The sequence below is a fragment of the Listeria sp. ILCC792 genome, assembly GCF_900186135.1.
Taxonomy (GTDB): Bacteria; Bacillota; Bacilli; order Lactobacillales; family Listeriaceae; genus Listeria; species Listeria goaensis.
Map to the genome: position 1 here is coordinate 495682 of NZ_FYBO01000001.1, position 15550 is coordinate 511231.

Here is a 15550-nt window from a genome sequence, read left to right on the forward strand (position 1 = left end):
TTTTAATCGCCTTTAAAAGCTTTTTTCATTTTGTCGAAGAAACCTGATGTTTGCTCATCAACTTTATCGCCTATTGTCGCCCCGAACTCACGTAAAATGTCTTTTTGTTTATCATCGAGTTTTTTCGGTACGATAACTTTCACGGACACATGTTGGTCGCCAGTGCCGCTGCCGCGAAGATGTGGAACACCTTTACCTCGCATACGGAAAGTCGTGCCTGTTTGCGTACCCGCAGGAATTTTAAGACGCACTTTACCATGAACAGTTGGCACATCAATTTCGTCGCCTAATGCTGCTTGAACGAATGTTAGTGGTACTTCTACAAAAATATCATCGCCATCTCGTTCGAAAAATTCGTCTGGAATAATGACAAATACTACGAATAAATCGCCGCTTGGTCCGCCGTTAATACCAGCTTCCCCTTCGCCAGCAACACGCATTTGTTGCCCATCATTCACACCAGCAGGCACTTTCAATTTGATTTTTTTCGTCTTTTTCACGCGACCTGTACCGTGACAAGTAGAACATTTATCTTTAATTTCTTTTCCTGTGCCATTACAGTAACTACACGTACGTTTATTCACGATTCTTCCAAATGGTGTATTTTGCTCCACATTAATGGAACCTTTTCCGTCACAATGCGAACATTTTTCAGGATGTGTGCCTGGTTTTGCTCCTGAACCATGACAAGTATCGCATTCTTCTTCACGCGGAATTTCAATTTCAGCTTCTTTTCCAAAAACTGCTTCTTTAAATTTTAAGCGCATTGTATATTGTAAATCATTTCCTTGGCGCGGTGCATTTGGGTCTTGACGCGCACCGCCGCCTCCGAAGAATGTATCAAAGATGTCTTCAAATCCTGAAAATCCTCCGCTCGAATAGCCGCCAGAGAAACCGCCACCGCCGCCGCCAAATTGATTTGGATCAACGTGTCCATACTGATCGTACTGCGCGCGTTTGTTTTCATCACTTAATACTTCATACGCCTCAGAAATCTCTTTAAACTTCTCATCAGCGCCACTCTCTTTATTGATATCCGGATGGTACTTTTTGGACAGTTTCCGGTATGCTTTTTTGATTTCATCTGCCGTAGCGCTCTTTGAAACGCCAAGTACTTCATAATAATCGCGTTTGGCCATCCGCCATCACTCCTTTTCATTATCCTTACGTATTGTATCACAAGACTTTTGATAAGAACAGCCTACAAGCCGGAAAAAGCCAAAGCCACTATGACTTTGACCTTTTCTACTGCTTACTTATTTATCTTCTTTTTTCTCGTCGTCATTTACTTCTTCAAATTCAGCATCAACAACATCATCAGAACCTGCTGCTTCTGGATTTTCACCTTGTGCCGCTTGTTGTTCAGCTGCAGCTTGCTCGTAAAGTTTAACAGATAAGTTTTGAACGATTTCATTTAAAGCATCTGTTTTCGTTTGAATTGCTTCAAAATCTTCACCTTTAAGTGCTTCTTGAAGTTCATCACGTGCCGTTTCTGCTTTTTTCACTTCTTCTTCGTCTACTTTGCCTTCTAACTCTTTAAGGGTTTTATCAACCGTGAAGACAAGTTGGTCTGCGTTATTGCGAAGTTCAGCATGTTCTTTATTTTTCTTATCTTCTTCTGCGTTTGCTTCTGCATCTTTCATCATGCGATCGATTTCGTCATCTGTTAAACCTGAAGAAGATTTAATTACGATATTTTGTTCTTTACCTGTTCCAAGATCTTTCGCACGAACCGTTACGATACCGTTTTTGTCAATATCAAACGATACTTCAATTTGTGGGATACCACGTGGTGCTGGTGGAATATCCGCAAGTTGGAAACGACCAAGCGTTTTATTATCTTTCGCCATTGGACGTTCACCTTGAAGCACGTGAATATCAACAGCTGGTTGGTTATCTGCCGCAGTCGAGAATGTTTGCGATTTAGAAGTCGGAATCGTCGTGTTGCGGTCGATTAAGACAGTCATTACGCCACCCATTGTTTCAATACCAAGTGATAATGGCGTTACATCGAGAAGAACAACGTCTTTTACATCACCTGTAATCACGCCGCCTTGAATCGCTGCACCCATTGCCACTACTTCATCAGGATTTACGCCTTTATGCGGTTCTTTACCAAGCTCTTTCGTAATCGCTTCTTGAACAGCTGGAATACGCGTTGATCCACCAACTAAAATAACTTGATCAATATCGCTAGCAGAAAGGCCTGCATCTTTAAGCGCTTGACGAGTTGGGCCGATTGTACGGTCAACTAAATCATAAGTAAGTTCATCAAACTTCGCACGGGTTAAACTAACTTCCAAGTGAAGCGGACCGGCTTCGCCTGCTGTAATGAACGGTAAGGAAATTTGTGTGCTTGTTACACCAGATAAATCTTTTTTCGCTTTTTCAGCGGCGTCTTTCAAACGTTGTAACGCCATTTTATCTTTAGAAAGGTCAATGCCATTTTCTTTTTTAAATTCAGCGACTAAATAATCAATAATTTTTTGGTCGAAGTCGTCACCACCAAGATGGTTGTCACCCGCTGTGGAATGCACTTCGAAAACGCCATCGCCTAGTTCAAGGATAGATACGTCAAACGTACCACCACCAAGGTCAAAAACTAAAATGGTTTGGTCTTGCTCGGTTTTATCCATGCCGTATGCTAGTGCAGCTGCAGTTGGCTCGTTGATAATTCGTTCTACTTCAAGTCCTGCAATTTTACCTGCATCTTTAGTTGCTTGGCGCTCGGCGTCGTTGAAGTACGCAGGTACTGTGATGACTGCTTTATCTACTTTTTCCCCTAAATAATCTTCTGCATAGCTTTTTAAATATTGTAAAATAATCGCGCTAATTTCTTGTGGGGAGTAGTCTTTTCCTTCCACTGTTTCTTTGTAATCTGTTCCCATGTGGCGTTTGATAGAGCTCACTGTGTTTGGGTTTGTGATTGCCGCACGTTTGGCAACTTCACCGATTTGACGTTCACCATTTTTAAAGCCGACAACAGATGGTGTCGTACGCGCACCTTCTGGATTTGGGATAATTTTCGCTTCGCCGCCCTCTAATACTGCGACTGCTGAGTTTGTAGTTCCTAAGTCAATACCAATAATTTTGCTCATAATTTAAATTCCTCCTGAATATATATAATAAAGTTGTTTACTCGTTTACTTTGACCATAGAAGGTCTAATTACGCGGTCTTTAATCTTGTAGCCTTTTTGTAGTTCTGCAGTTATTTCATTGCTTGCCGCGTTTTCATCTTGATCTTGCATAATCGCTTGATGGAAATTCGGATCGAATTGTTCACCTAAGGCTTTAATGCTCTCGACGCCTTCTTTTTGTAAAGCCGTCACAATTTGGCTGTACACCATGTTCATGCCTTTTAAAATCGCTTGTACTTCCTCGTTATCCGATTCAGAATCAAGCGCCTTTTCAAAGCTGTCAAGCGCTGGTAGCAAATCTTCTGCTAAGCTTTGAGAACGAAACTTCATCGCCGCCTCACGGTCTAGCGTGTTACGTTTTTTGACATTTTCAAAATCAGCATGTAAACGCAAATAGCGATTTTCTTGTTTTGCAAGTTCTTCTTCAAGCTCAGCAATTTTGGCTTCTAAAGCTTTTGCCGCTTCTTGCTCTTCCATCTCAACTTCTACTTCATTTGTTTCAACGTCTGCTTCTTTTTGAAGCTCTTCTTCCAATTTAGCTTGCTTATCTTTTTTCTCAGACAAAAGTGTCACCTCCTGAAAAAACGTTCGTTTCTTCAGCCCTTTCTATTTTTGGTTCTCATGATAAAGTTTTGTTAAAACGGTTGTTAAATCGCGACTAAATACATCGACTAGCCCGAGCATTCGGCTATATTCCATTCTTGTCGGACCGAGCAGGACGATACCGCCAACGCGCTCATCGGCAATTTGGTAGGTCGCTGTCACGATACTTAAATCGTCCATGAATTCGTTGTTCAGTTCGCGACCAAATTTAACCGCAATCCCGTCAGGAATATCGCGGAATAAATCATAAAGGACATCTTCCGCTTCAACCAGTTGCAAGAAACCACGAATTTTCGCAATATCATGAAACTCAGGTTGATTTAAAATATTCGTTTTCCCCCCGAGATAAATGCGTTCTTTATTCACACGATGCAGCGTATTTAACAAAATATCGCTCATGTGCTCAGCATTTTCAACATGTTCGGTGAGAAGCGCCTGTACTTCGTGCGCGATACGGGACTCTAGATGGTCAAGCGGAACTCCGACCAAGCGATCGTTTAAAATGTTCACGGTCCTCTCCATATCCGAAAGTGTAACCCCAGCAGGGAGCGCCACCAAATGATTGTCCACATGACCTTGATCCGTAATTAAAATCAGCATTGCTTGCTGGCGACTAATCGGCACAAACCGAAATCCGCTCAACCTATTTGCAGCTGAATGTGGACCAAGTACAATGGACGTATAGCTTGTCAATTCCGAAAGTAGCGATGCCGAATTTTGAATCAGCTCTTCCGCCTCATCGTAATCCGCTTGAAATACCGACTGAATCACCTTTTGATCTTCTTTTGAAAGTTCCTTTGGCTTTAATAAATAGTCCACATAAAACCGGTAACCTTTCTCAGATGGTACTCGCCCCGAAGATGAATGCGTCTTTTCAATAAAGCCGTATTCTTCAAGCACGCTCATTTCATTTCGAATTGTCGCAGAGCTGTAAGGAAGGTCGCTTTCTTTTAGCAGATTTTTAGAACCCACAGGCTGAACAGTCCAAGTGAAATGATCGATAATCGCTCGAAAAATCTGAAGCTGCCTTTCCGTCAACATACCTTTCACCTCTTTTTTTAGCACTCAAATCGTTCAAGTGCTAAATACAAGTATAAATTTACCAAACAAATCAGCTCTAGTCAACTGAAAACACTTCATTTCAGACTAAAGACCGACTTGTTTGGTCAAAATTGGTCAACCATGCGATTTATAAGAACTCACGAAAAACGTTATTTCCTAAAAAACGACCTTCTCTTGTTAATTTTACATATTCTTTCGTATTTTCAAGCCACCCATTTTCAACTGTCGTAGCAATCGCTTTCTGAAATGTAGCATCTAACTCCCGGTCAAATTTCTCAAAAAACCTCACCTTGCTGACACCATCAACTTTGCGAAGCCCAAGAAACATCTCTTCCTCCATCTCCTCTTTAAGAGATAAATCTTTTGTTTGAAAAATGGGAAGTCTGCCCTCTTCAAGCGGTGTCATATATTGCTTCAGCGGACCAAAATTGCTGTACCGCGTATCATTTAAATAACCATGTGCGCCTGCTCCAAAGCCGAAATAATGCTCATTGCTCCAATAAACTATATTATGGCGGCTTTTAAATCCTTCTTCAGCAAAATTGCTAATTTCATATTGCTTCTTCCCGCGTCGTTCCATCTCACTCATCAAAAAATCATACATGTTCGCTTCGGCATCTTGGTTTGGCAAAATAAGTTGTCCCTTTTGCATCAAATTATAAAATATCGTTTTCGGTTCAATAATGAGCGAGTAAGCTGAATAATGCGGTAAATCAAGCGCTAACGCTTTTTGAAGTGTATCTTTAAAGTCGTCTTCCGTTTGACCCGGCAAACTAAAAATTAAATCAATACTAACATTCCGAAAACCAACTTTTTCCATATTCTGAATAGACTGATACACATCTGCTACAGTATGGATTCTACCAATTTTCTTTAGTAGGTCATTATTAAAACTCTGAACGCCCATACTAATCCGATTGACCCCACTTTGTTTCATTGCATTTAATTTAGAAACAGAAAGGTCGCCTGGGTTTGCCTCAAACGAAAACTCCACATCTTGCGAAAGTGGAAAAATCCGATGAACTGCTTCACACAATCGCTCAATTTGGTTCTCGCTTAACGTTGTTGGTGTCCCTCCGCCGACAAACACGGTTTCCACTGTATCAAGCTTTTTCAAAGCTGTCGCCATCTCCATTTCTTGAATGAGCAAATCAACGTAGCGTTCCACAGGTTGCCCTTCTAGAAACACTTTGTTGAAGTCGCAATAATAACAGATATGTTCGCAAAAAGGAATATGAATATACACGGCCGTCATACACGCCACACTTCTTTCTTTAAAAAAGAGCTGCCAAAAATGAGTGGCAACTCTTTTGTTTTATTGATTGTCGTCCATTTTCAAAATAGCCATAAAGGCTTCTTGTGGCACTTCCACAGATCCAATCTGCTTCATCCGCTTTTTACCTTCTTTTTGTTTCTCAAGCAATTTGCGTTTACGCGATACGTCCCCGCCGTAACATTTTGCTAAGACGTTCTTACGCAAAGCTTTAATCGTCGAGCGAGCCACAATTTTAGTCCCTATTGCAGCTTGAATCGGCACTTCAAATTGCTGGCGCGGAATCAGTTCGCGTAATTTTTCTACAATAATTTTACCGCGCTCATAAGCAAAGTCACGGTGAACAATGAAGCTAAGTGCATCTACTTTTTCCCCATTAAGTAAAATATCCATCTTAACGAGCTTCGAAGTTTGATAGCCCAGCACTTCATAGTCAAATGATGCATAGCCTTTCGTGCTAGACTTCAACTGGTCAAAGAAATCATAAACGATTTCAGATAGCGGAATCTCATAAATGATGCTCACCCGAATATCGTCCAAATATTCCATTGTAATAAAGTTTCCGCGTTTATTTTGCGCAAGTTCCATAACCGCACCAACGTACTCATTTGGCACCATCACCGTCGCCTTCACGTAGGGCTCTTCCACAGATTCAATAACGCCTGGCTCTGGCATTTCCGCCGGATTATCCACAACAATTTGTTCCCCGTCCGTCAAATTCACATGATAAATAACACTTGGAGCTGTTGTAATCAAATCAATATTAAATTCACGTTCAATCCGCTCTTGAATAATTTCCATATGCAAAAGTCCCAAAAATCCAGAACGGAATCCGAAACCGAGTGCTTGAGAAGTTTCCGCCTCAAATTGAAGTGCAGAATCGTTCAATTCCAATTTTTCAAGTGCATCACGCAAGTCGTTGTATTTGGAAGAATCAATCGGATATAAACCACAATACACCATCGGGTTCAACTTCCGGTATCCTGGCAAAGCTTCCTTCGCTGGATTATTTGCAAGCGTAATAGTATCCCCGACACGCGTATCTCCAACATTTTTAATCGAAGCTGTCAAATAACCAACATCTCCAACCATTAAAACATCTTGAGCCGTTGCTTTCGGTTTAAAAACTCCAACCTCTGTGACTTCAAACTCCTTGCCATTTGACATCATACGGATTTTGTCCCCAGCTTTCACTGTACCTTCAACGATTCGAATGTTCGCAATAACACCGCGATACGCATCAAACACCGAGTCAAAAATAAGCGCTTGTAAAGGCGCGTCAATATCCCCTTGTGGCGCCGGAACTTTCTCCACAATTTGCTCTAAAATATCTTCAATGCCGATGCCCGCCTTAGCAGAAGCAAGCACTGCCTCACTTGCGTCAAGCCCGATAACATCTTCAATTTCCTCGCGAACACGCTCCGGGTCAGCCGCAGGTAAATCAATTTTATTAATAACAGGTAAGATTTCTAAATCATTATCGAGCGCCAAATAAACATTTGCTAGCGTTTGCGCCTCGATACCTTGTGCAGCATCCACAACTAAAACAGCGCCCTCACACGCGGCAAGACTTCGCGACACTTCATAGGTGAAGTCGACATGCCCAGGAGTATCGATAAGATGGAAGGTGTAGGTTTCCCCGTCTTTAGCAGAATAGCTAAGTTGAACCGCATTTAATTTAATTGTAATCCCACGCTCTCTTTCAAGATCCATCGAATCAAGTAACTGATCTTTCATTTCCCGATGCGTCAAAGCATGCGTTTTTTCTAAAATACGATCAGCTAACGTAGATTTCCCATGATCAATGTGAGCGATAATGGAAAAATTTCTTATTTTCTTTTGTCTTTCTAGCATTTCTTTTTTATTCATTATCCCAGCTCCTGATTTTGGCTCATCCCTTATAAGATGGCAAGCTAAGCTTGATTATATCAGTAGAAACACGATTATTCAATGACTTCTTTCAAAAATAAATGATTTTTAAATAAAAATTGGAAAGTATTATTGCAAATCCGACAATCTTTATGTATAATAACATTTGTTCTGATGTAATTTAAAAAGGGTATGTTTTGAAATAAATAGTACCTCATTAGTTTGGACGGAGGTGAATGGAATGCCAAATATTAAATCTGCGATTAAACGTGTAAAAACAACTGAAACACGCAACAGCCGTAACGTTGCTCAACGTTCCGCAATGCGTACAGCCATTAAAAAAGTAGAAGAAGCTGCTGCTACTAACGCTGACAACAAACAAGAATTATTTGTTGATGCCAGCAAAAAAATCGATTCTGCTGTATCTAAAGGCTTGATTCATAAAAACAAAGCGGCTCGTAACAAATCTCGTTTAGCTGCTAAAGTTAAATAATCGATGAAAACATCACTGTCGGTGGTGTTTTTTGTTTGCACAAAAAGCCCCAGACTGATGATAAACGACAATCTTCGGAGTTCTTGCCTCCGCTCCGGTACTCGGCAATGCGTGAGAATCTCATCATTTGGCATCAGTCTGATTGTGCTTAGTACGTTTTGTTTGGCTTACGTTTAGCGTTTTTCTACAAGCTGAAAGACCTTATATAAGGTCTTTTTGTCTTTTACGATAGTCCTCCAGCTCAAACAAAAACCATTCCAATTTTTGCTCCCTATTCCCAACTCCCGTTTTCAACTCTAAATCAATCTCTGAAATACGTAGCAAAGCATAATTAAGTTCTTCCTGACTAAATCCACGTGCTTGTTTTGCCGCTAGCTTCGCCCGAAATGGGTGAACTTTCAACGTGCCTGCCGCTTGTTGCGAACTATAGCCTTCTTTTTCTAAAATTTTAAGCTGACTTAGAAGCCGGAACTGACTTCCAATTAAAGCCATAATTTTAATTGGCTCCTCTTTTTGTTTCAATAAGTCATAATAAATTCGAAGTGCACCTGAAATGTCTTGGGCAATCAATTTGTCGAGCAGTAAAAAGATATTTTGCTCCAGTGAGCGAACGACTAAATCATCAACGTCACTTAACCCAATTTGCTTTTCTTCAAATTTAAAAAGCATGAGTTTGTCTAGTTCATTCATCGCCGTAGTCAAATTTCCGCTTGTAAGTTCAAATAGACGCAAAATGGCATCTTGTTTCATCTCGAATTCATTTTGCTTCACTTTGTTTTGTATCCAGCCAATAAATTCTTTTTCATTTGGACGTTTCGCTTCAATAACTGTCGCTGTTTTTTTCAGCAGCTTCGTAAGTTTTTTACGCTCATCCAGCTTTTCAACGTGGGCAATGAAGCATAGAATGGAATAATCAACCGGTTCATTTAAATACGCTTCTAGTTTTTCCGTTTGATGTTCCACTTTACTTTTATTTTTTTCAGTCGTCAGAAAAGTCGGATTGCTAGCTAACACAAGGCGTTTCTCACCAAAAAATGGCAAAGTTTCCGCTTCTTCAAGCACTGATTGAATAGGCATTTCATCTAAATCAAAATGGACATAATTGAACTCCGTATCTTCTTCCGAAAGAACATTTTCAAGCAGTCGTTTCTTCGTTTCGTTGATAATATAATCTTCCACGCCGATAATTAAGTAAACAGGCGCAATCTTTTTTTGTTCTATTTTCTTCCACTCATCTATCAAAACAACCACTCCTCTCTCCCATCCTAATCCAATCCAGCTTTCTTTTCAAGCGTAAAATGAAACCCTTCGCCAAAAATATATGTTATCATTCCAGTTTGATCCGTTCGGAAAATTGCGACTTGATTTTTTTCAAGAGTCCTAAGCGTTTCCGCGTGTGGATGCCCGAAACGATTATTTAATCCACAAGAAATCAGCCCTAAGCGCGGCTTAACTGCCTTCACAAAAGCATCGGTTGTCGATGTTTTGCTTCCATGGTGCGCAACTTTTAAAATATCAGCTTGAATATCTTTGTTGCGAAGCACTTCTTCTGCTGGCGCTTCTATATCCCCTGTAAAAAGCCACGTCAGACCATCTAAATTTGCTTTTATGACAAGCGAATCATCGTTAGCACCTGCGCCTTTTTCATCAGGGTGTAAAACCGTTAAACTATTTTCCCCGTAATTAAAATGTGCACCTGACACAAGCTCCTCCACAGGAATATCATTTAACTCCAAAAGAGTCGCTCCTAAAATCGCTTTTTGACCAGAACCCGCACTAATATAAAGTTGTTCAATCCGCATTTCCTTAGCGAGCTCGTCTAGCGCCTCCATATGATCCGCATCTGCATGCGTAATAAAAACTTTATCGAGCTGCTTAACCCCACGCGCTTTTAAACTAGGCGCTAACACGTTTGTCCCTATCGAAAACTCTTTTTGTTTCCTCTGCCACTCTTCTTTTGCAAAAGGGAGTGTTCCCCCAGTATCGATTAAAAAGGTGCCAGCATTTCGAGGTAACTGTATCAAAATGCTATCCCCTTGCGACACATCAATGAAAACGACTTCCCCTTTAAGTGGGAAATTTTGCCAATTGCATAGACTTAAATAAACAACAAAAATGAAAAATGCCCGTTTAAAGTATTGTTTTTCAAGTAACATGAAAAAGAGAAATAGGATAATGATAAATAAACATAGGAAAATCCCGTTTGGTCTGCCAGTTACAATACTCTTAAAAGGTAGCTCCGCTAATATTTGTGTCACTTGCTCGGTGAAATGAAGAAGCTGTGTAAGTATGAAGTTTGGAATGACAAAAAACAGCGGCTGTAAAGACATGAAAAAACACAAAAAAACAAGTGGCACAATGATGACTGAAAATAAAGGTACGTAAAAAATATTGAGCAAAATTCCAATAACCGAAAACTCATAGAAATGAAACATCATTACGATAGAAGATGCTAATGTGGAAATAATCGATATGGTAAGGCCACTCAACCACATATTCGCTATTCGATTTACAATCTTCCTTGATAAAATGATAGCAAAGGCGACGCTATATGTTAATTGGAATCCTACTTCAAAAACAACATACGGATTTAAGAGGACAAAAAGTATGAATGTAAGTGAAATAGCCGACAAAGCAGATAGCTTCTTCGCAAAAAGTACAACTAAAAAACTCATTCCAGCGGCTCGAATAACTGGTGGATTACATCCTGCTAATAAGGCGTAGGCTGGGATTAAAATGAGCAGCAGCACTCGACTCGCTTCACGCGTTAAACCGGCACGAAGGAACAGCCCGAAAGAAAGCGATACAAACAAACTAACATGCAGGCCTGAAATAGCCAAAAGATGCACAACGCCGAGTTTTTGATATTGGCTAAAAATATCATCATCAAATAAACTTTTTTCGCCAACAATTAAAGCCGCAACGTACGGCGAAGCTTTTTCGTCATAAGTTCGTTCGATGTAGTCGATAATCGAATGTCTAATATTTTCAACTTTTTGAAGGAAATTTTCCTTTTTCGACTCCCCAAATTGAATATTTGTAGCCTTCGCTACATAGTGAATTCCTTTGTGTTTTAAATAATTTTGGTAATTAAACTGGGCATCATTTCGATTGGGTGTAGGGCGTTCTAAGGTCGCGTTAGCTGTGTAGGACATACCCAGTTTTAACTTTTGAAGAAGTTCTTTTTCAGCTTTTGAAGTGATTTTATATGTGACAAGAATTTTTTCTTGTTGATAAAAGGAAATGAATTGCAGTTTGTCCCCATCAATTTTCAATTCGGATTGAATGAAATTAGCTACTTTTATTTCTTCTGGTTTTAACTTGCTTACATTGCGTTGTTCTACCGTAGTTATATACAGAAAGGTCGCAATTGCCACAAAAAATAAGAGCATACACTTTTTATCTTTTAAGCTTAATATGAGGCATAGTGCGAAATTGATGGCTAAAAAAAGAGGAGTCAAAAAGACTCCTAAAATGGAAAAGATAAGAACCACAACCGAAAAAAATGTATATCGTTCGATGGCCTTCACTCCGTTTCTTAAGATAGTCTGTTTTCTAAGTTCGCATAGAGCTTTTGGATATATTCATCAGGTATTTGTTCGGAAATAGCAGCTTGCTTGACTTCATCAAGTAGCTCTTCTTTATTTAATTTTTCTCCCGCAAAAATATGTGAATCAAACGGGATTTTTTTCACTTCTACTCCTGCTTGTTGGAACAATTCGACAGCATAGGCGTGATTTTTGTAGTCTACCGCGTAGCAGACCGTTTTAATGCCCGCTTGAATTATGGATTTACAACATGCCACACAAGGAAAATGCGTGACATACATTTCTGCGCCGTCTGTTGATGCGCCAAACTTTGCACATTGTAAAATGGCATTCATTTCAGCATGAATGGTTCGAATACAGTGACCTTCCACGACTAAACAACCGTGTTCAGCGCAGTGGTCACCACCTGCGATAGAGCCATTATATCCGCCAGCAATAATGCGTTTATCACGTACAATTGTTGCACCTACCATTAGGCGTGTGCATGTACTTCTCGAAGAAATTAGATGGCTTTGCGCCATAAAAAACTGGTCCCAAGCAATACGTTTCATGATTCTACCTCACTTTCACCTTTAAGTATAAATTTGATGTTTTAGGGAGTCAATCAAAAATTTAAACCTCTACATACTCTTTTAACTTCTCAACGGTCTTTTCGCCAATTCCACTGACATTTTTTAAGTCATTTATCGTTTGAAATAAACCTTCTTTTTCACGGTATTCTAGAATTGCTTTTGCTTTCGCCGCACCAATGCCCGGCACTTGTTGTAAATCACTGATTGAAGCTTGATTGAGATTTATTTTTTGTCCTGCATTAGAATTTTCTGCGGATCCGCTTGATGCAATTTGTTTTGCCTCACCGTTTTTATACACGGTAATCACCATTTCATCTTTTAATTTCTCTGCTAAATTGATAGCATTTAAGTCCGCTTCAGCTGTGAAGCCGCCTGAAATAGTAATGGCATCTTTTACACGCCCATCAAACGCGATTTCGTAAACGCCCGGATTTTTCACAGCACCTTTGACATCAACTACAACCGTTTTACTCCCCGACTTTTCTTCGGTCTCTGCAGTTTCTTCTTTTGGCACATTGGGAATAAGTTCGGCTTTTGCCGCGTTATTTGTGGCTGGTTGCAACATAACATAGCTTATTACGATGATACACAAAACAATTGCCCCGCAAAGCCAAAACCATTTCGGATACTTTTGATACAGTTCTTTCATACTTTATCTCCTTTTATTTTTACTTATTCGACATTGGCAACTAAATTCCTCATGAAGACATAAAAAAAGAAAGCAGTTTTTTACACTACTTTCTTGCTAAAAAGAAGATTCTTTCGCTCTTTTCATCTGGTTTTTCCAGCGAAAAATCTGCATACACGCTAATTTTGCTAAATCCGGCGGCAATTAATTTTTTTTCATATGTCGCAACCGGATACGTTCTTTCTTTATGGAGTTCATCTTTCCGGAAGTAAGAACCATCGCTATTTTCAACAAAAAAAGTTAACTCATGTTCAACCGAATGAGGCGCTTCTCCGGGAAATGAATTCCAAATCGTTGAAACGCTTAAATCGCTATCACCGTAACTATAATTTTGAAAACCAACGTCCACTTTATAAACGGAATGCACATCAAACAAGAAGGCTCCATCTGTATTTAAATGTTCATAAACTCTCTCGAACGTTGCATCTAGCTCTTTTTCGGTTTCTAAATAGTTGAGTGAATCACAAAAACAGGTCACAACATCGAAGCTCTTTTGGAATGAAAAATTGGTCATATTTTCTGCCAAAAAAGGAATGGGTAGGTTGGTGGCGTTCATTTTAGCTTCTGCCACGTGAACCATTTCTTCTGATAGGTCAAGACCTGTGACGTCGTAGCCTTGAAAATGCATGCGAATAGCAAATTCACCTGTCCCGCTTGCCAAATCAAGCAACGTTTTTTTATCCTTTGGAAGTACTTGATGTGCGAAATCAGCCCACTCATCGTAGAGTTCCACGTCCATTAGTTCATCATACACTTGTGGAAAAAATTCGTAGCTCACAGTCGTACATCTCCTTTATGAAGTGAACGCTTTTGAAACATCTTCAAGCGGGGCATCTCCCCAAAGTTTTTCCAAATTGTAGTAAGAACGTTCATCGCGGTGGAATACGTGGACGATAACATCGCCTAAATCAATCAGCACCCACTGGGCAGCTTCTAAGCCTTCTAAACGCTTCACTTCGACATCATTTTCTTGTGCTTGTTCTTTAATTTCGCGCGCAATGGCTTCGACTTGTTTATCAGAATTACCATGACAAATGACAAAATAGTCGGCAAAACTAGACAAACCTTTCATATTTAGTGCTAGAATATCTTCCGCACGCTTGTCGTCAGCTGCTTTTGCAACTAACATGAGTACATCATAACTATTCAAATTTCAAAACATCTCCTTCTTTAATTAAAAACGCATAATGATTGTAAGCTAAAAATGTATCTGGGAATATCGGCTGCTCTTTACTCGCTAAATAGCCAATCGTACGACCAAGAGCAAACAACATTCCTTTGTCTAAAGAAGCCGCGGTGATTTTTCTCGCTTCGTCCACGCCAGGGAAATCCCGACCGGGCTCCGTATAGTCAGCTAAAAAAATAATTTTATCTAGTGTTGACATGTTTTCTGTACCAGTCGTATGCCAGCGAATGGCATCTAAAATCGCCTCATCGGTAATGCCAAATTCATGCTCCGCCAAGTAAGCCCCAACTGGTGCATGCCAAATCGCATTTTGATAGCGCAAAAATTCCGGATTCATCTTCTCTTGCACGATGATATCGCGTGCTTTCGCATCATCGATATATTTCGCATAGTCGTGCAAAATGGCAGCAATACTTGCCTTCTCTTCCGATTCAAAATAAATTTTGGCGAGCTTTATGGCCGTTTCCTCGACACCAAGCGTATGAATAAACCTTTTTTCAGGCATTGCTTGGCGTACTTTTTCAAGCATTTCATCACGATTCATATAACTGATGCTCCTTCACATACCGCACAACTTGTTTCGGTAAAAAATAGTCAATTGGCATCTTTTTCGCCATGCGCTCACGAATGAGTGAAGACGACACAGACATTTCCGGCACAAACACATTCTTAACTGGGTAAGGCGTTTCAAGGCAATATTCTGGGCGATTTACGCCAACAAATTGAACCAGCTGAACTAACTGGTCAACGTTGTACCAATTTGGTAAATATTCTACCATATCCCCACCAATAATAAAATAGTAGTCTGTATCTGGATTTTCTTCCACCATTTCTTTCATTGTATCATAAGTGAAAGATTTCCCCGCACGCAAAAGTTCACGCGTATCCATTGCAAAATGCGGATTATCAGAAATCGCATGCTGCAACATCTCAGCGCGGTTTGTAGCCGAAACATTCCCGCTCTCTTTATGCGGTGGAACTGAATTTGGGAGGAAAATAATTTGTTCCAAGTTCAGCGCTACCCTGACCTCGTTTGCAATAATCAAATGAGCAATATGTGGCGGATCAAAAGTGCCACCTAAAATACCAACGCGCTTTTTCATAGTTTCACCTCAAAT

General features: G+C 40.1%; 15 protein-coding genes. 1 reads left to right on the forward strand and 14 read right to left on the reverse strand.

What is annotated here, in order from left to right; genetic code table 11:
• Nucleotides 1-2: 2 nt before the first annotated feature.
• From dnaJ to lepA, 6 genes are all read right to left on the reverse strand, one after another.
• The gene (dnaJ, locus tag CFS60_RS02395; protein WP_088809013.1) at nt 3-1139 is read right to left on the reverse strand and encodes a molecular chaperone DnaJ; all 1137 of its coding nucleotides are present in this window, start codon (nt 1137-1139) and stop codon (nt 3-5) included.
• 117 nt (nt 1140-1256) lie between these two features.
• Nucleotides 1257-3098 (reverse strand): molecular chaperone DnaK, encoded by a 1842-nt coding sequence (gene dnaK, locus CFS60_RS02400; protein ID WP_088838779.1) that lies wholly within the window; start codon nt 3096-3098, stop codon nt 1257-1259.
• 37 nt (nt 3099-3135) lie between these two features.
• The gene (gene grpE / locus CFS60_RS02405) at nt 3136-3702 is read right to left on the reverse strand and encodes a nucleotide exchange factor GrpE (protein ID WP_088809015.1); all 567 of its coding nucleotides are present in this window, start codon (nt 3700-3702) and stop codon (nt 3136-3138) included.
• Between the two features lie 42 nt (nt 3703-3744).
• Nucleotides 3745-4782, reverse strand: a complete 1038-nt coding sequence (gene hrcA, locus CFS60_RS02410; protein ID WP_088825167.1) for a heat-inducible transcriptional repressor HrcA — start codon at nt 4780-4782, stop codon at nt 3745-3747.
• 148 nt (nt 4783-4930) lie between these two features.
• A complete protein-coding gene (hemW, locus tag CFS60_RS02415; protein ID WP_088809017.1) occupies nt 4931-6058 on the reverse strand; it encodes a radical SAM family heme chaperone HemW in 1128 nt (375 codons plus the stop codon).
• A 60-nt stretch (nt 6059-6118) separates the two neighbouring features.
• Nucleotides 6119-7945 carry a translation elongation factor 4 gene (gene lepA / locus CFS60_RS02420; protein ID WP_088809018.1) on the reverse strand — a complete coding sequence of 609 codons (1827 nt, stop codon included), beginning with the start codon at nt 7943-7945 and terminating at the stop codon, nt 6119-6121.
• A gap of 241 nt (nt 7946-8186) precedes the next feature.
• Between lepA and rpsT the strand changes: the two genes are divergently transcribed.
• Nucleotides 8187-8438, forward strand: a complete 252-nt coding sequence (gene rpsT, locus CFS60_RS02425) for a 30S ribosomal protein S20 (protein WP_088809019.1) — start codon at nt 8187-8189, stop codon at nt 8436-8438.
• Nucleotides 8439-8639: 201 nt separating this feature from the next.
• On the opposite strand, the gene holA is transcribed toward rpsT, so the two are convergent.
• The 8 genes from holA to CFS60_RS02465 all read right to left on the reverse strand — a co-directional run bounded on the left by holA (nt 8640) and on the right by CFS60_RS02465 (nt 15535).
• Complete coding sequence (holA, locus tag CFS60_RS02430; protein WP_088809020.1) at nt 8640-9680, reverse strand: DNA polymerase III subunit delta; 1041 nt, start codon at nt 9678-9680, stop codon at nt 8640-8642.
• Nucleotides 9681-9703: 23 nt separating this feature from the next.
• Nucleotides 9704-11968 (reverse strand): DNA internalization-related competence protein ComEC/Rec2, encoded by a 2265-nt coding sequence (locus tag CFS60_RS02435; RefSeq protein WP_369823171.1) that lies wholly within the window; start codon nt 11966-11968, stop codon nt 9704-9706.
• Between the two features lie 8 nt (nt 11969-11976).
• Nucleotides 11977-12537 carry a ComE operon protein 2 gene (locus CFS60_RS02440; RefSeq protein WP_088809022.1) on the reverse strand — a complete coding sequence of 187 codons (561 nt, stop codon included), beginning with the start codon at nt 12535-12537 and terminating at the stop codon, nt 11977-11979.
• A gap of 61 nt (nt 12538-12598) precedes the next feature.
• A complete protein-coding gene (locus tag CFS60_RS02445; protein WP_088815290.1) occupies nt 12599-13207 on the reverse strand; it encodes a helix-hairpin-helix domain-containing protein in 609 nt (202 codons plus the stop codon).
• Between the two features lie 85 nt (nt 13208-13292).
• Nucleotides 13293-14024, reverse strand: a complete 732-nt coding sequence (locus CFS60_RS02450; protein ID WP_088809024.1) for a class I SAM-dependent methyltransferase — start codon at nt 14022-14024, stop codon at nt 13293-13295.
• 15 nt (nt 14025-14039) lie between these two features.
• On the reverse strand, nt 14040-14396 hold the full coding sequence (rsfS, locus tag CFS60_RS02455; protein WP_088809025.1) for a ribosome silencing factor: 357 nt from the start codon (nt 14394-14396) through the stop codon (nt 14040-14042).
• On the reverse strand, nt 14389-14976 hold the full coding sequence (gene yqeK / locus CFS60_RS02460) for a bis(5'-nucleosyl)-tetraphosphatase (symmetrical) YqeK (RefSeq protein WP_088809026.1): 588 nt from the start codon (nt 14974-14976) through the stop codon (nt 14389-14391). The genes rsfS and yqeK overlap by 8 nt, the downstream gene beginning before the upstream one ends.
• Nucleotides 14966-15535, reverse strand: coding sequence for a nicotinate-nucleotide adenylyltransferase (locus tag CFS60_RS02465; protein ID WP_088809027.1), 570 nt, complete (start codon nt 15533-15535; stop codon nt 14966-14968). The genes yqeK and CFS60_RS02465 overlap by 11 nt, the downstream gene beginning before the upstream one ends.
• Between the last annotated feature and the right edge of the window lie 15 nt (nt 15536-15550).